General features: G+C 58.8%; 17 protein-coding genes. 14 read left to right on the plus strand and 3 right to left on the minus strand.

Annotation, left to right across the window (positions count from 1 at the left end):
* Positions 1-183: 183 nt before the first annotated feature.
* The 13 genes from tpiA to RMQ97_RS06695 all read left to right on the plus strand — a co-directional run bounded on the left by tpiA (position 184) and on the right by RMQ97_RS06695 (position 12,071).
* Positions 184-891, plus strand: coding sequence for a triose-phosphate isomerase (tpiA, locus tag RMQ97_RS06635; RefSeq protein WP_413660071.1), 708 nt, complete (start codon positions 184-186; stop codon positions 889-891).
* Between the two features lie 113 nt (positions 892-1,004).
* Positions 1,005-1,997: a two-component system response regulator gene (locus RMQ97_RS06640; protein WP_413660072.1), complete on the plus strand. Its 993-nt coding sequence runs from the start codon at positions 1,005-1,007 to the stop codon at positions 1,995-1,997.
* A gap of 88 nt (positions 1,998-2,085) precedes the next feature.
* Positions 2,086-2,409, plus strand: a complete 324-nt coding sequence (gene secG, locus RMQ97_RS06645) for a preprotein translocase subunit SecG (RefSeq protein WP_413660073.1) — start codon at positions 2,086-2,088, stop codon at positions 2,407-2,409.
* A gap of 87 nt (positions 2,410-2,496) precedes the next feature.
* On the plus strand, positions 2,497-4,125 hold the full coding sequence (locus RMQ97_RS06650; RefSeq protein ID WP_413660074.1) for a CTP synthase: 1,629 nt from the start codon (positions 2,497-2,499) through the stop codon (positions 4,123-4,125).
* A gap of 132 nt (positions 4,126-4,257) precedes the next feature.
* Positions 4,258-4,902: a head GIN domain-containing protein gene (locus RMQ97_RS06655; protein ID WP_413660075.1), complete on the plus strand. Its 645-nt coding sequence runs from the start codon at positions 4,258-4,260 to the stop codon at positions 4,900-4,902.
* 242 nt (positions 4,903-5,144) lie between these two features.
* Complete coding sequence (rpmF, locus tag RMQ97_RS06660) at positions 5,145-5,327, plus strand: 50S ribosomal protein L32 (protein ID WP_413660076.1); 183 nt, start codon at positions 5,145-5,147, stop codon at positions 5,325-5,327.
* Between the two features lie 181 nt (positions 5,328-5,508).
* Complete coding sequence (eno, locus tag RMQ97_RS06665; RefSeq protein ID WP_413660077.1) at positions 5,509-6,783, plus strand: phosphopyruvate hydratase; 1,275 nt, start codon at positions 5,509-5,511, stop codon at positions 6,781-6,783.
* Positions 6,784-6,959: 176 nt separating this feature from the next.
* Positions 6,960-7,265 (plus strand): FtsB family cell division protein, encoded by a 306-nt coding sequence (locus tag RMQ97_RS06670; RefSeq protein WP_413660078.1) that lies wholly within the window; start codon positions 6,960-6,962, stop codon positions 7,263-7,265.
* A gap of 137 nt (positions 7,266-7,402) precedes the next feature.
* Positions 7,403-8,398, plus strand: coding sequence for a pyruvate dehydrogenase (acetyl-transferring) E1 component subunit alpha (pdhA, locus tag RMQ97_RS06675; RefSeq protein ID WP_413660079.1), 996 nt, complete (start codon positions 7,403-7,405; stop codon positions 8,396-8,398).
* 103 nt (positions 8,399-8,501) lie between these two features.
* Positions 8,502-8,912 carry a nuclear transport factor 2 family protein gene (locus tag RMQ97_RS06680; protein ID WP_413660080.1) on the plus strand — a complete coding sequence of 137 codons (411 nt, stop codon included), beginning with the start codon at positions 8,502-8,504 and terminating at the stop codon, positions 8,910-8,912.
* Positions 8,913-8,961: 49 nt separating this feature from the next.
* Complete coding sequence (locus RMQ97_RS06685) at positions 8,962-10,341, plus strand: pyruvate dehydrogenase complex E1 component subunit beta (protein ID WP_413660081.1); 1,380 nt, start codon at positions 8,962-8,964, stop codon at positions 10,339-10,341.
* Between the two features lies 1 nt (position 10,342).
* The gene (locus RMQ97_RS06690; protein ID WP_413660082.1) at positions 10,343-10,768 is read left to right on the plus strand and encodes a GFA family protein; all 426 of its coding nucleotides are present in this window, start codon (positions 10,343-10,345) and stop codon (positions 10,766-10,768) included.
* 4 nt (positions 10,769-10,772) lie between these two features.
* Positions 10,773-12,071, plus strand: a complete 1,299-nt coding sequence (locus tag RMQ97_RS06695) for a pyruvate dehydrogenase complex dihydrolipoamide acetyltransferase (RefSeq protein WP_413660083.1) — start codon at positions 10,773-10,775, stop codon at positions 12,069-12,071.
* A gap of 141 nt (positions 12,072-12,212) precedes the next feature.
* On the opposite strand, the gene RMQ97_RS06700 is transcribed toward RMQ97_RS06695, so the two are convergent.
* Positions 12,213-13,133 (minus strand): sialate O-acetylesterase, encoded by a 921-nt coding sequence (locus RMQ97_RS06700; RefSeq protein WP_413660084.1) that lies wholly within the window; start codon positions 13,131-13,133, stop codon positions 12,213-12,215.
* A 142-nt stretch (positions 13,134-13,275) separates the two neighbouring features.
* Here RMQ97_RS06700 and RMQ97_RS06705 point away from each other — a divergent pair, with 142 nt between their 5' ends.
* Entirely contained in the window at positions 13,276-14,055 is a 780-nt protein-coding gene (locus tag RMQ97_RS06705) for an acyl-CoA thioesterase (RefSeq protein ID WP_413660085.1), read from the plus strand.
* Here RMQ97_RS06705 and RMQ97_RS06710 read toward each other — a convergent pair.
* Positions 14,052-14,465: an ACT domain-containing protein gene (locus RMQ97_RS06710; protein ID WP_413660086.1), complete on the minus strand. Its 414-nt coding sequence runs from the start codon at positions 14,463-14,465 to the stop codon at positions 14,052-14,054. The two genes, RMQ97_RS06705 and RMQ97_RS06710, sit on opposite strands and share 4 nt — an antisense overlap.
* The gene (locus RMQ97_RS06715; protein WP_413660087.1) at positions 14,462-14,875 is read right to left on the minus strand and encodes a winged helix-turn-helix transcriptional regulator; all 414 of its coding nucleotides are present in this window, start codon (positions 14,873-14,875) and stop codon (positions 14,462-14,464) included. Before RMQ97_RS06715 ends, RMQ97_RS06710 begins: the two co-directional genes overlap by 4 nt.
* Between the last annotated feature and the right edge of the window lie 76 nt (positions 14,876-14,951).

A 14,951-nucleotide genomic window follows, 5' to 3' on the forward strand; every position in this document is an offset into this window, starting at 1 on the left:
ACCCGTAACTATTCAGCGCGGAAACTAGCTGCGTGCCCCCATGCCTGCAAGGACGCAGGGCGGTATGTGCTGAGAATCGAACGGGTGCTCCATTGGGAGCGCTACCATGCATTCTTCGTTGCGGCGGGTGTCCGAGCGTGATTATTCCTCCATCCGGTGTGGAGATGGTCCAAGGGGGGTGTGATGTCTCGACGGGTATTGATTGCCGGAAACTGGAAGATGAATGGCTCAAGCGCCGATCTGGATTTCTTTCAGGCCCTGGAGTGTCGCACGGATGTAGACGTGCTCGTTTGCCTGCCGGCGACATTGATTGCCAAAGCCGCGACGCTGACTGCGCAAAGTGAAATCAAGATCGGGGGGCAAGACTGCCATGCCGCTCCCAAAGGCGCGCATACGGGCGATCTCAGCGCAGCCATGCTCGCAGATGTAGGCGCGCAATATGTGATTACAGGGCATTCCGAACGTCGTGCTGATCACGGAGAAACCGATGATGGCGTGCGCGCCAAGTCTGAAGCGGCGCAGGCCGCCGGTCTTGTCCCGGTGATCTGTGTGGGTGAGAGCCAGGATGATCGTGAAGCCGGTCGCCATATCGAGATCGTGACGGCTCAGCTGGCAGGGTCTTTGCCCGCCGAGGGCCCTTTCATTATTGCGTATGAGCCGGTCTGGGCGATCGGGACAGGCCTAACCGCCCGCGCCGAGGACATCGCCGAGATGCACGCAGCGATTCGTGCCGCACTCCCGATCGGTGAGGCGGTTCAGATCCTGTATGGTGGTTCAGTAAAACCCAAGAATGCAGCAGAGATTCTGGCGCTTGAGGATGTCGATGGCGCGCTTGTTGGCGGGGCCAGCCTGGAGGCCGAGAGCTTCAACGCGATCATTGCATCTGCATAAAACGCCAAGACTTCAAACAATTGCGGGCGAGATCGTAAAGGTATTGAAACCTATTCTGTTGAATGTTGCGTCGGTTAGTTGAGTGTTCGTTCTCTGCCGGAGCAATCGCCCTTATGGCTGAATCTGATTATTCCAAGGCGTCTGTGCTGTTGTTCGACCCGGTTCACCTGAACCAGCGAACCACTCGCTATGCGCTTCACGAAATCGGATTCCGCAAGATCGAAGCCGTCACATCGCTGGCAGATCTCAAAACCTTTCTGTCCGACGCCACGCCTGACCTCCTGGTCGCCGAATCCGGTGCGACCGATATGGATGTGTTCAAGATTGTTCGGTCGATCCGTCGGGGCGAGTTGGGGTTGAACCCGTTCATGGTGATCCTACTGACCACCTGGATCCGGGACACCAATCATATTCGGCGAGGGATTGAGTGTGGCGCGGATGATCTGATCGTTCGCCCCTTCTCCACCACGTTCGCAGAAGAACGCGTGCGGTCCCTGGTCCGCAAGCGCAAGGAATTCATCGTAACCTCCGATTATGTCGGCCCGGATCGTCGCAAGGATGCTAATCGCTCATCCGATATCCAGGGGCTGGAAGTCCCCAATATGCTCCAGGCCCAGGTGGATGGAGACGAAAGCGCACTCGCAAAAGGGGCGGGCTGGGTGAAAGAGGCCCGCGAAGCGGTTACGAATGAGCGTATCCGCCGCCTGGCGATGCGCAATGTGATCGCCGCAGAACTGTTTCTTAGTCATGACGAGGCCAATGGTCCCAGACCGGCGCTTGATTTTGATGATATCGATCGGACGACGCGCGAGATGCATGCGCATCTGTTCAAGGCCAACCGGTCCGAGGCTGTGGAAATCACCGCTGTGCTTCTCGATCAAATCAAATCCCTGCGCCGGGCCGGTGAGGGGCTGATGGCCGGTGCCAAGCTGATCAAGGAACTGTCGATGGGGGCTTATGCAGCCTTTGCCGACATGCGCTCTGTCGAGGACTCCCGCGATGAAATCGGTCGGACCGTGGCGGGTTTGCGCAAGAGATTGCAGTCCCGAGCGCAACCGGCATCTGGTCATGCTGCCGAGGCTGGTATAAAACGCGCCGCCATGTAAGTTGAACGGCTTGACTGGCGTTAGGTGCTTCCTATGTGGAAGACTTGGGCCAGACGGTCTCCACACTGTTCCACGGCGGATTGAATTCATGCTCACAGTTGTCTTGGTTATTCAGGGTATTGTCGCACTGGCTCTTACCGGTTCCGTGCTGATGCAACGCTCGGAAGGCGGCGCATTGGGCATTGGCGGTGGTGGCGGTGGTGGCGGCGGCCTGATGAGTAGCCGCGGTGCGGCGACGGCCATGTCCCGCTTGACCATGATCCTGGGAGCCACTTTTGTGGGTCTGTGCATTCTTCTGGCTGTGATGACCGGTGTGACGCCAACGGATACATCCGTTGTCACGGACGAACAGGACGCTCCAAGCTTGCTGGAACAGCTTGAGTCGGACACGCCCGCCTCGACAGACGGCTGAACGCAACCCTGGCTGCGTCATTTTTTTGATCAAAAACCCTGACAGGCCTCTTTCGGCCTGCACGAATCTCGGATAATCAGACGGCCCATGCCGCGTTATATCTTCATCACGGGCGGTGTGGTCTCCTCACTGGGAAAAGGCCTCGCCTCCGCCGCCATGGGCGCCTTGCTGCAAGCACGGGGCTATAAAGTCCGCCTGCGCAAGCTTGACCCTTATCTCAATGTCGATCCGGGCACGATGTCCCCGTACCAGCATGGCGAATGCTATGTCACGGATGATGGTGCCGAAACCGATCTGGACCTAGGCCATTATGAACGCTTTACCGGCGTTCCGGCCAGCCAGGCCGATAACATCACGACGGGTCGTATCTATTCTCGCATCATCGAACGCGAACGACGCGGTGATTATCTCGGCGCGACCGTCCAGGTGATCCCGCACGTCACCGATCAGATCAAGCAATTCGTCCTGTCTGACGCCGGAGATGTCGATTTTGTGTTGTGCGAGATCGGCGGAACTGTGGGTGATATCGAGGGCCTGCCATTCTTCGAGGCGATCCGCCAGCTCGGTCAGGAGCTGGGACGCGATAATGCGGTGTTTGTTCACGTCACGCTCCTGCCGTTCATCAAAGCGGCGGGCGAGATGAAGACCAAGCCGACACAGCACTCGGTCAAGGAATTGCGCTCCATCGGTATTCAGCCGGATATCCTGTTGTGCCGCTGCGAAATCCCGATTCCGCCTGGTGACAAGCGCAAGATCGCCCAGTTCTGCAACGTCAAGGAAAGTGCCGTCATCGAAGGTCGCGATGCCGCCTCCCTGTATGATGTGCCGCTGGAGTATCACCGCCAGGGGCTGGATCGAGAAGTTCTGCGCTGTTTCGGGCTGGGCGATGCCCCCGATCCGGACCTGACGCGCTGGCAGGGCATTTCGCACACGATCGCCAATCCGGACGGCGAAGTGACGATCGGTGTCGTGGGCAAGTATGTTGGCCTGCTGGACGCCTATAAATCGCTGATCGAGGCCCTCAATCATGGCGGCATCGCCAATGGTGTGAAGGTTCGCCTGAAATGGCTCGACAGTGAGCAGTTCGAACAAGACGATCCCTATGAACCGCTCGAAGATGTGCATGGCGTGCTGGTGCCCGGCGGGTTCGGTGAGCGCGGCGCGGAAGGCAAGATCGCGGCCGTGAAATTCGCCCGCGAACGCAAGGTTCCGTTTTTCGGGATTTGTTACGGCATGCAGATGGCGGTCATCGAGGCGGCGCGCAATCTGGCGGGTGTCGGCGATGCCGTGTCCACGGAATTTGCGGATGAGGGCACATCTGTGGTCGGTCTTCTGACCGAATGGACCCGGGGCAATGAAGTCGAGACACGGGCCAAGGATGGCGATATGGGGGGAACCATGCGTCTGGGCGCGTATCCCGCTGTGTTGACCGAGAATTCGCGTGTGCGCGAGATCTATGGCTCGGCCCATATCGAGGAGCGCCACCGCCACCGTTACGAGGTCAACGTGGCCTATCGCGAGGACCTCGAACGCGCGGGTCTCAAATTCACAGGTCTTTCACCGGATGGCATTCTTCCGGAGATCGTCGAGATCGAGGATCATCCCTGGTTTGTCGGTGTCCAGTTCCACCCGGAACTCAAATCCCGACCCTTTGAACCTCACCCGCTGTTTGCCAGCTTCATCGCGGCGGCCAAGCATCAGAGCCGAATGGTCTGATCGGCCTTCGTCCGAAAAATGATCCGAGTCCCGTCAGTTTTATTCTGGCGGGACGCATCCATTTCGCGTCCCCGGTGCATCCTAGTTGAGATGGTCTATTGTGACCTGGATCAAGATGAGGGGAGTGCACCCATGAAAATCCGTATGGCGACTTGTCTGGCCGCGTCCATGACGGGCCTCGCGCTTTTGGCGTCACCCGCCCTGGCCCAGGGGCAGACCGTGCCCGCAGAAGATTTCTCCCGGCTTGAGGCCGGTGGCGGCGTAGAGGTCTATGTGACGGTTGGCGAAGAGCTGTCCGTACGCATGGAAGGCGACGAGGATGATTTCGACCGGGTGCGGTTTGATTTTGGCGGCGATGAACTCGACATCTCCACACGTCGCTCTGGCTGGTTTCGATCCAGCCATCTTGATGTCGAAGTCCACATCACCGTGCCCCATCTCGACGCCATCAGTTTTGGCCGGGGAGTGTCTGCCCGCGTTGACGGCATCGAAGCCGAGGATTTTGACCTCAATGTCTCCACCGGCGCAGCTGTTCGTGTAAGCGGAACGTGTGATCATCTCACCGCAGGCTTTTCCACGGGTGCGTCGACCCATGCCGAAGGGCTGATCTGCCAGACGGCAGAGATACGCGCCTCCACGGGGGCCTCAGCCTCTCTGTGGGCCGAAGAAGAGGTGTCAGCCAGCGCGTCGACGGGGGCCAGCATACGGGTGCGCGGCAATCCCACGCCGCAGCGCATCTCATCGAGCATGGGTGCATCGGTGAACGTGACCAGCTAGGTCGTGAATGACGGAGAGGGGGGTGGCACCGGCGATCCAGTGAAGATCGAGAAGTGTCGTCTGCCATGAGGTCTTGTGGTCCCCGGCGCGACCCGAGTTTCGACTATAGCCGAAAATACGGCGAAAGTCACTCAATGCAGATGGGGTGCTTGCCTTACCCTCGCGAAGCGCGTATACGGCGCGGCTCCGGTAGGCGGCAAATGAGCCGCCTTTGCGCATTTTATACGGTTATGGAGGCTTAGATGGCCGTCCCGAAGAGTAAAGTCACGAAGTCGAAGCGCGGTTTCCGCCGCAGCCACGACGCTCTGACGAATCCGGTCTACGTTGAAGACAAGGATTCGGGCGAACTGCGCCGTCCGCACCACATTGACCTGAAAACGGGCATGTATCGCGGCCAGCAGATCCTCGACCCGAAAGACGATTGATCGAAAAACGCAGTTTGCGTTTTCGCTTGATTTCACAGACGCACTCCGGTCTCCGGGGTGCGTTTGTTTTTGTTTGCATGTAGATAGCGCTAACCGGCATGACATGGGCTTGCGCCAGGAAAAAACAGGGTTAGAACGCGTCCAGACTTCGTGCTCGCACCTGCAATAAAGGCCCACGCCCATGACTGCTATCACCGACCTCATCGCCCGGGAAATTCTCGACAGCCGCGGCAATCCGACCGTTGAAGTCGACGTCCTTCTTGAAGATGGCACTCTGGGCCGTGCTGCCGTTCCGTCAGGCGCATCTACCGGCGCCCATGAGGCAGTGGAGATGCGCGATGGCGGCGAGCGCTATCTGGGCAAGGGTGTGCAAAAAGCGGTGTCGGCTGTGGAAGGCGAGATCTACGAAACCTTGCTCGGATTTGATGCCGAAGACCAGCGCCGTATCGATGCGGCCATGATGGCGCTCGACGGGACCGAGAATAAAGGTCGACTGGGTGCAAACGCGATGCTGGGCGTCTCGCTTGCCGTGGCCAAGGCGGCCGCCATCAGCCAGGGCATGCCGCTTTATCGCTATATTGGCGGCATGAATGCGCGTGTCCTGCCCACACCGATGATGAATATCATCAATGGGGGTGCCCATGCGGACAATCCGATCGACTTCCAGGAATTCATGATCATGCCGGTCGGGGCGGAGAGTTTCTCCGAGGCCCTGCGCTGTGGTGCCGAGATCTTCCATGCCCTGAAATCGCGCCTCAAATCTGATGGCCTCAACACGAATGTCGGGGATGAGGGCGGTTTTGCGCCCAATATCGCGACCGCGGAACAGGCCCTCGACGTGGTGATGGCCGCCATTGAGGCCGCGGGATACACACCGGGCGAGGATGTGACGCTGGCGCTCGATGTCGCATCAACCGAGTTCTACAAGGATGGCCGTTATGTGCTTGCCGGCGCGGGCACCGATTATGATGCTGAGGGCTTCTCCCAGTATCTGGAAAGCCTGGTGCAGCAATATCCGATCGTGTCTATCGAGGATGGCATGGCCGAGGATGACTGGGAGGGCTGGGCGGCCCTGACAAACCGGATTGGTGATCGCTGCCAGCTGGTGGGGGACGACCTGTTCGTAACCAATCCGGATCGCCTGATCCGCGGTATCGAAATGGGGGCTGCCAATGCCATCCTGGTCAAGGTCAATCAGATCGGCACGCTGACCGAAACGCTCGACGCCGTCGATACAGCGCTGCGTTCGGGTTATGGCGCCGTGATGTCACACCGGTCCGGTGAGACGGAAGACTCCACGATTGCTGATCTCGCCGTGGCCACAAATTGCGGTCAGATCAAGACAGGCTCCTTGGCCCGGTCCGATCGTACGGCCAAGTATAATCAGCTCCTGCGCATCGAATCAGAACTGGGCGATACGGCGATTTATGCGGGCGATAGCGGCATCGCATTCTAGCCTGGACATCCCTCTCTGTTTCCGGACATGAGCGGATGGAGCCGTGACACGTCGCGGCCACACCCGCACGCTGTTTTCTGTCTCCGGACTCGTACATTAACGCGTCCTTCAGCAAACTCCGCTTGAATACACGCTGATAACGACCAAGAAGGTCGAGCAGACAGGGTGTTTCGGCGGTGGGTCAGATCCGACGCTTCATACCAACTCTTATTCTTACGGTCGTGATTGCCTATTTTGGCTATCACGCGATGACCGGCGACCAGGGCGTATTGAACTGGCTCGTTGTGGAAGCAGAGATTGACGCCGTTGAAATCGAGCTGGCGCAAGCGCGAGCCGAACGCCAGGCTCTGGAAACAACAGCTGCGCGCCTGCGTTCGGACAGTCTGGATCTGGACTATGTCGAGGAACGTGCCAGAGACCTGCTGAATGTGGCACATCCGCGTGATATCATTGTCGATATCGAGCCTGATCCGGGCCATTGATCCGCTCGACTGAATTCGGGCATTTCTCGTTTTGAGCGATTGAATTGACGCTTACGTCTTGCGGCGAAGCGTATTCCTCTGTTATGGGGCTTCAAACACTCAACGGGGAGCGCGAAGCATATTTCGCGTGCGAAGGAATGACCACGAAGAAACGCTCCACTGCCGCAGCGGCGAAACAGGAGCAATTGCTCCAATACTATCGCGACATGATCCTTATGCGCCGGTTTGAGGAAAAAGCCGGTCAGCTTTACGGCATGGGCCTCATTGCCGGCTTCTGCCACCTCTATATTGGCCAGGAAGCCGTGGTTGTGGGCATGCAGGCCGCGATGGAAGAGGGTGACCAGGTCATCACCGGCTATCGCGATCACGCGCACATGCTGGCCTGTGGCATGGAAGCCCGCGGCGTCATGGCTGAGCTGACGGGGCGCGAAGGGGGTTATTCGCGCGGCAAGGGCGGCTCTATGCACATGTTCTCCCGCGAGAAAAACTTTTATGGCGGTCACGGTATCGTGGGTGCCCAGGTTGCCATTGGCACCGGTCTGGGTTTTGCCGACTGGTACAAGGACAATGGCAAGATCTCCGTCACCTATTTCGGGGATGGCGCGGCCAATCAGGGCCAGGTCTATGAGAGCTTCAATATGGCCAAGCTCTGGAACCTGCCGGTCATCTATGTGATCGAGAACAATCAGTACGCCATGGGCACCGCCGTCAAACGCGCCTCGTCCGAAACTCATCTCTACAAGCGCGGCGTGTCGTTCGGCATTCCCGGTGAGGAAGTAGATGGCATGGACGTGGAAGCGGTCCGCAAGGCCGCCGACAAGGCCGTCAAGCACGCGCGCTCAGGCAAGGGCCCCTATATCCTGGAGATGAAGACCTATCGCTATCGCGGTCACTCCATGTCCGATCCGGCCAAATACCGCACCCGTGAGGAAGTGGACGAAGTCCGCAGCCATCACGACCCCATCGACATGATCAAGGCCCGCATTATCGAGGCAGGTTATGCGACCGAGGACGAACTCAAGGCGATCGACAAAGAGGTTAAGGCTGTCGTCAATGACAGTGCGGATTTTGCAAAAACCTCTCCGGAGCCGGATCCGTCCGAGCTCTATACGGATGTGCTGATCGAGGTGTAAGCCGGTGCGCGGCCTGTCATCTCTCCTCGTCAAACGCCTGTCTTCCTGCGACGCTGACGCGTCGCACGGGGAGAATGTGCGCGCTAAAACGGGGAGTTGATATATGACACCGCAGGTCAAACATTTTCTGGCTAACTGGCACCAGGCTGTACTCGAACGTGATCGCGACCGTCTGGACGGCATCATCGCCGAGGGCTGTGAACTGCATTCGCCTGTCGTCTGGAAGCCCAGCAATGACAAGCACTACCTGCTTCACATCCTGCTGGGTGTGGTCGAAACCATTGATGATTTTTCCTACCGCACTGAATGGGTGGATGGAAACGACATCATTCTGGAATTCACCGGCACGGTTGATGGCATGGGTCTGGTCGGTATCGACAAGATCACCCTCAATGATGCCGGACATATGGAGCGGATCGAAGTTCTGATCCGCCCACTCAATACGCTTATCGAATTTGCCACACGCATGCGGGAACACGCCCTGCGCTATAAACCCGAAGCGGCAAACCACTAGACTGACACCGGCGGCACGCCGCCTTTGACAACGGACAGGACTGAAGCCCATGTCGATTGAAATCCTGATGCCCGCTCTCTCTCCCACGATGGAGGAAGGCACCCTGGCCAAATGGCTGATCAAGGAAGGCGATACGGTTGAAAGCGGCATGGTCATCGCCGAGATCGAAACCGACAAGGCGACCATGGAAGTCGAGGCCGTCGAAGAGGGCACCGTTGCCAAACTCCTCATCGAGGAAGGGGCAGAGGGCGTAAAGGTCAACGAGATCATTGCCATCCTGGCCGAAGAGGGCGAGGACGCCAGTGTGGCTGCGGCGTCCACACCGTCTGCAACACCCGTTTCAGCGCCTACAGCCGAACCTGCCGCACCTGCCGCTAGTGTTGAGGCCGCGCCTGCACCGGTGACGGCTGAACTGACGGATCCGGACATTCCGGCTGGCACGTCCATGACCGCAACTGTGCTTCGTGACGCGCTGCGCGATGCCATGGCCGAGGAAATGCGCCGTGATGATACGGTGTTTGTGATGGGTGAGGAGGTCGCTGAGTATCAGGGGGCTTACAAGGTCACCCGCGAACTCCTGCAGGAATTTGGCCCTAAACGGGTTGTCGACACACCGATCACCGAACACGGATTTGCCGGTCTGGCCGTTGGCGCGGCCTTCAATGGTCTCAAACCGATCGTTGAATTCATGACGTTCAACTTCGCCATGCAGGCCATCGACCATATCATCAACTCGGCGGCCAAGACGCTCTACATGTCTGGCGGTCAGATGGGATGTCCGATCGTATTCCGCGGCCCGAACTCGGCGGCCAGCCGTGTGGGTGCCCAGCACTCGCAAGACTATTCCGCATGGTATGCCAATGTTCCGGGCCTCAAAGTGGTCGCGCCGTATGACTCGGCCGATGCCAAGGGTCTGCTCAAGGCGGCAATCCGCGATCCGAACCCGGTCGTCTTCCTCGAGCATGAACTGATCTATGGCGAGACCTTTGATGTGCCCGATCTGGACGATTATGTCCTGCCGATCGGCAAGGCCAAGATCCGTCGCGAAGGCACGGATGTCACCATCACCGCCCATTCCCGCATGGTGAAATTTGCCCTGGAAGCGGCCGATATCCTGGCTGGCGAGGGCATTTCCGCGGAAGTCATCGATCTGCGCACCCTGCGCCCGCTCGATACGGACACGATTGTACGTTCGGTCATGAAGACCAATCGTATTGTGTGTGCGGAAGAGGGCTGGGGCCGTATGGGTGTCGGCGCCGAGATCGCCGCTGTGGTCACGGCCGATGCGTTTGACTATCTCGATGCCCCGCCGGCGCGTGTCCATCAAAAAGACGTCCCGCTGCCCTATGCCGGCAATCTGGAAAAGCTGTCCCTGCCGGGCACGGACGACATTGTGACAGCGGCGAAAGCTGTCTGCTACGCGGAGTAGGATGGTGGCGCAGGCTTCCGCAAAATCCTGGCGCCATGGCGAGTGTCACTGCGGTGAGGTGGGCTTTGCCGCCAACCTGCCCGATCACGTCGTGGCGCTGTCGTGCAATTGTTCGATCTGCGCCAAGACGGGATTTATCCATCTCATTGTCGAGAAGGATGATTTCAAGATCGAACGCGGGGCGGAAAGCCTGTCGACCTACACTTTTGGCTCGAAAACGGCCAAACACCTGTTTTGCAAGACTTGCGGGGTGAAGGCGTTTTACGTCCCTCGCTCCCATCCCGATAGCTGGTCCGTGAACCTTCGCTGTCTCGATGCGGATGCCAATCTCCAGCTGCGCTTTGAAGAGTTCGATGGCGCCAACTGGGAAGACAATATTCAAAAGATCAATCCGGAAATGGCCCGAACGGCCCAAGGTGAGGACTAGACCCATGCCCATCGAAATCCTGATGCCCGCTCTGTCGCCCACCATGGAGGAGGGGACACTGGCCAAATGGCACGTCAAGGAAGGCGATACCGTGGAAAGCGGTATGGTCATTGCCGAGATCGAAACGGACAAGGCGACGATGGAAGTCGAAGCCGTGGACGAGGGCACGGTCGGCAAGATCCTGGTGGATGAAGGCGCGGAAGGCGTCAAGGTCAACGCCCTTATCGCCTTGCTTCTGGAAGACGGTGAAGACGCTTCGGCTCTTGAAAACGCGGGTTCCGCCGCTGCCCCGGCCGCGCCAACGCCTGCAGACACGCCGGACCCCGTGACTGAAGCTCCGGCCAGCCCGGCTCCGGCATCTCCGGTTGCAGCGCCACAAACGGCTGCGGGGGATCGCATCAAGGCCAGCCCGTTGGCGCGTCGTATTGCCGCCGACAAGGGTCTCGATCTGGCCAATGTGACGGGGTCCGGGCCTTATGGCCGGATCGTCAAGCGTGATGTGGAACAGGCCGTGGCTGCTCCGGCACCGCAGGCGAGTGCACCGGCGGCTGCCGCTGCTGCACCGGGTGTGGATCATGATGAGCCGCTCAAGGCGTTCGGCATCCCGTCCGATCGGTATGAGGTGGTCAAAGCCGACAACATTACCAAGATTTCCGCCAAACGCCTGACCGAGAGCTTCCGCGATATTCCGCATTTCCCGCTTACAGTGGATTGCGAGATCGACGGTCTTCTGTCCTTCCGCAAACGCGTCAACGCGGCTGCAGAAGCAGAGGGCGCCAAAGTGTCGGTCAACGACATCCTCATCAAGTGTGCCGGTCTGGCGCTCAAAAAAGTGCCCGCTGCCAATGCGTCCTGGATTGAAGATGGCCGGATTGCGCTGCATTCCCATGCGGATGTGTCGATGGCTGTGGCCATTGAGGGCGGGCTGATCACGCCCATCGTCAAGGATGCCGACCTCAAGGGTCTGGTCGATATCTCTCGCGAAACCAAAGACCTGGCAGCCCGGGCGCGGGACCGTAAGCTGGCGCCCGAGGAATTCCAGGGCGGGACATTCTCGCTGTCCAATCTGGGCATGTTCGGCGTGAAATCCTTCGCCTCGATCATCAATCCGCCGCAGGGCATGATCATGTCCGTCGGTGCGGGCGAGCAGCGTGCAGTCGTCAAGAACGGCGAACTGGCCGTGGCCAATGTGATGACCGTGACACTGACCTGTGATCACCGGGTGGTGGACGGCGCGACCGGCGCCAAATGGCTCGCCGCTTTCAAAACATTCGTCGAGGACCCGATGACTATGCTGATGTAGGTCGGCAGCCCCTGATCACAGTCAAAACTGATCACAGTCAAAACTGTACACAGTCAAAAGCGGTCGGCTCAGCCCGGCCGCTTTTTTATTTGAGCTCATCTGACACCTGTCTGGGAAAGGCCGCTGTGCGGGGCGTGGCGGTTATCGGCCACACTCCGTTTCAAGCTGTGTGACAGCGTCCGCGAAGGCGATGCCCATGCGCCAATACCCTTCGCTGAGATAATGCCACGCGTCGTCGGAATGGGCGTAGGTTTCAATATCGCGAACATAGGCGGCGCAATCATCACCCTCGACCCATGATTCCTGAGCGGCCAGCACCGTTTCGATATAGGTCATGACCTGCCCATCTTCATCCATCCCGCTATCGCTGATGCGACCGATTACGACAGGCAGGTCATCGGTGTGGAGCGCAGCACGAAGCAGATCCATCATGCGGTCCAGGTTAGCCTCATAGGCCGCGGCAGATTGCGGGCTGGCATAGGCATCGGCTTCGCCCTGCATCCAGATAATGCCGGCCGGCTCCAACCGGTCCACCCGGCCATCGCCATCAATATCCCGGTCAAGCAGGGCCGCACGGATTGTGGCAAGCGCAAAATCGTATTGATTCAAATCGTCTGCGCCGCCGCCTTCGGGATACCAATCCCCGTAACCGGAATTGTCCGCGAGCGACGTGCCACCGCGTGAATATTTGATCAGGGCAATTGGTGCGTCTGACTGCGCGCCAAGTGTGTGCCCGAAGCTTAGCTCGGGACCAAATCGATCGCTCAGCTGATTGGACACACCATTGGACGTAAAGCCGGTTCCGAAACCAGGTGTGAGTGGTGTCCACAATCCCCGACCGGCACCGGTCTCTCCATCACCGGCACTGGCCCCTGCGAAGATGTACACGGTGTCGACCGGCGCGCTCTGGCTAGCTGTCAGATCGGTGATGTATCCATAGCCATCCATATTCGATTGCCCGCCCAGGAAATAGGCTTTGAACACGGTGGGTTCTTCGTTTTGCATTGTGGGTTCTGCGCAGGCTGCCAGCAGCAGGCCCGTTGCCAAAATCAAGGTTCGCATATCGACCTCCCATGCGCCTTTTTGCAAAGCCTGCCGAAAAGCCTGCGCGGTCGCAAGGCGTTCTTTGATCCCGCCGCAGACTGAACGCCGGACTTGTTTTGCCCGACCGGGCAGGGGAGAACCGCCGCAAAGGAGATCCGCCATGCCCAATCTCGCCCAGCTTGCCGAAATTCGTCACACCGATCTGGTCTTTCCCGAACAGACCAATCACCAGGGATCCTATTTTGGTGGAGCAGCGCTGGCAGAGATGGACAAGATTGCCTTCCTGATTGCGGCACGCCATGCCCGCCGCCCCTTCGTAACGGCGTCGTGTGATCGCATCGATTTCAGGAAACCTGCCTTTGTGGGCAATCTTATCGAACTGACCGGGCAGGTGCGTATGGTCGGCCGCACCTCGATGATTGTGGATGTGGAACTGGCCGCCGAGGATATGCGGACGGGGGAGCGCTGGGTGTGCACACGCGGTGCCTTCACCATGGTGGCGGCGGATCGCAAGACCAATTCAGATCGTCTTCCCGGCGTGCCCAACGAGCAGACAGGATTTGATCCAAGTCCCGCCGGGTCCGCCCGCACGCTGCAACTCGTCTTCCCCGGCGATACCAATCACCTGGGTCAGTTGTTTGGCGGCAATGCCATGTCCGTCATGGGCAAGGCGGCTTATATCGCGGCCTCGCGTCATTGCCGGTCCGATGTGGGCATGGCCGCGTCGGACAAGATCGATTTCATCGCGCCGACCCGGGAGGGGGAATTACTCGACGTGGCCGCAAGTGTGGTCTCGACCGGTCGAACGTCGCTGCAGGTGGATGTGCGTGCGGAGGCCGAGGACTTGATGTCGGGCGACCGGCGCCTGGTCGGGGAGGGGCGTTACGTGATGGTGGCGCTCGATCAACAGGGCACGCCCACCCCGGTGACGACAGGCTAGCTCCGGCTTAGCGTTTCGAGCACGGTCATCGCGTCCTCTGCCCGGTCTGCGGGCACAAACACATGATCATGGAAAAAGCCCGATACCGGATTACAGCTGATCCCGGCCTTGGCCAGGGCTGTCGCGATTGCAGCCATAAATCCCACGGCTTCGAGACTGGAATGAATGTTCAGCGTGATCCGTCGCGATTCAAACGTGTAAGGCACTGACTGACGATCAGCCTCCGACTTGAGCCAGATCCAGGTTTCGCCTTCGTTTTCCACAAATCGCATTAAGATGGCAGACTGGGAAACCCTGCCGGCTGTGAATAAGTCTGTCGATAGCCCGGTGGAAAACACCCAGATATTCGGGTCCAAAACCGGTTCCATGGTGTTGATCAGCGTTGAAAGATCAGTCTGACCTGAGGTCATGAGGCTGTTTCCGTCTGGGCAGGGGGTTGAGACTGTAGAGCGCGGTGGTTTTGGACACTGGGAAAGGCCGTCAGGTTTTCATCAATCCAGCAGACCAGATTGACCAGACGATCCGTGATCGCATCCCCCGTCTGTGTCAGGCTGTATTCGACATGGGGCGGAACCACGTCATAAGCCTTTCGGTGGACGATATCGTCCGCCTCAAGGGTTTGCAGCGTCTGGGACAACATGCGCTCGCTGATCCCGCCCACGCGACGCCGAAGCTCGGAAAAACGCAGGGTTCGTCCCTTCAGCGCGATGAGGATCAAGACGCCCCATTTGCTGGTGATATGGCCCAGGATCGTGCGCACCGGACAGGTCTGGTCCAGCATGTCTTCGGTCATGTCGACGTCAAAACAGGGGGCGGTCATCTTTTTTGATACTTACCTTTTTGTACGTACTTCCTAATCGAAAGTGGGTGCCCATCTTCCTGGTGTCAACGCATTG

Source organism: Maricaulis sp. D1M11 (assembly GCF_047308265.1).
Taxonomy (GTDB): domain Bacteria; phylum Pseudomonadota; class Alphaproteobacteria; order Caulobacterales; family Maricaulaceae; genus Maricaulis.

Coding starts and splice junctions, on each gene's coding strand:
- tpiA (WP_413660071.1), top strand. CDS start 184: ATGTCTCGACGGGTATTGATTGCCGGAAACTGGAAGATGAATGGCTCA.
- RMQ97_RS06640 (WP_413660072.1), top strand. CDS start 1,005: ATGGCTGAATCTGATTATTCCAAGGCGTCTGTGCTGTTGTTCGACCCG.
- secG (WP_413660073.1), top strand. CDS start 2,086: ATGCTCACAGTTGTCTTGGTTATTCAGGGTATTGTCGCACTGGCTCTT.
- RMQ97_RS06650 (WP_413660074.1), top strand. CDS start 2,497: ATGCCGCGTTATATCTTCATCACGGGCGGTGTGGTCTCCTCACTGGGA.
- RMQ97_RS06655 (WP_413660075.1), top strand. CDS start 4,258: ATGAAAATCCGTATGGCGACTTGTCTGGCCGCGTCCATGACGGGCCTC.
- rpmF (WP_413660076.1), top strand. CDS start 5,145: ATGGCCGTCCCGAAGAGTAAAGTCACGAAGTCGAAGCGCGGTTTCCGC.
- eno (WP_413660077.1), top strand. CDS start 5,509: ATGACTGCTATCACCGACCTCATCGCCCGGGAAATTCTCGACAGCCGC.
- pdhA (WP_413660079.1), top strand. CDS start 7,403: ATGACCACGAAGAAACGCTCCACTGCCGCAGCGGCGAAACAGGAGCAA.
- RMQ97_RS06680 (WP_413660080.1), top strand. CDS start 8,502: ATGACACCGCAGGTCAAACATTTTCTGGCTAACTGGCACCAGGCTGTA.
- RMQ97_RS06685 (WP_413660081.1), top strand. CDS start 8,962: ATGTCGATTGAAATCCTGATGCCCGCTCTCTCTCCCACGATGGAGGAA.
- RMQ97_RS06690 (WP_413660082.1), top strand. CDS start 10,343: ATGGTGGCGCAGGCTTCCGCAAAATCCTGGCGCCATGGCGAGTGTCAC.
- RMQ97_RS06695 (WP_413660083.1), top strand. CDS start 10,773: ATGCCCATCGAAATCCTGATGCCCGCTCTGTCGCCCACCATGGAGGAG.
- RMQ97_RS06700 (WP_413660084.1), bottom strand. CDS start 13,133: ATGCGAACCTTGATTTTGGCAACGGGCCTGCTGCTGGCAGCCTGCGCA.
- RMQ97_RS06705 (WP_413660085.1), top strand. CDS start 13,276: ATGCCCAATCTCGCCCAGCTTGCCGAAATTCGTCACACCGATCTGGTC.
- RMQ97_RS06710 (WP_413660086.1), bottom strand. CDS start 14,465: ATGACCTCAGGTCAGACTGATCTTTCAACGCTGATCAACACCATGGAA.
- RMQ97_RS06715 (WP_413660087.1), bottom strand. CDS start 14,875: ATGACCGCCCCCTGTTTTGACGTCGACATGACCGAAGACATGCTGGAC.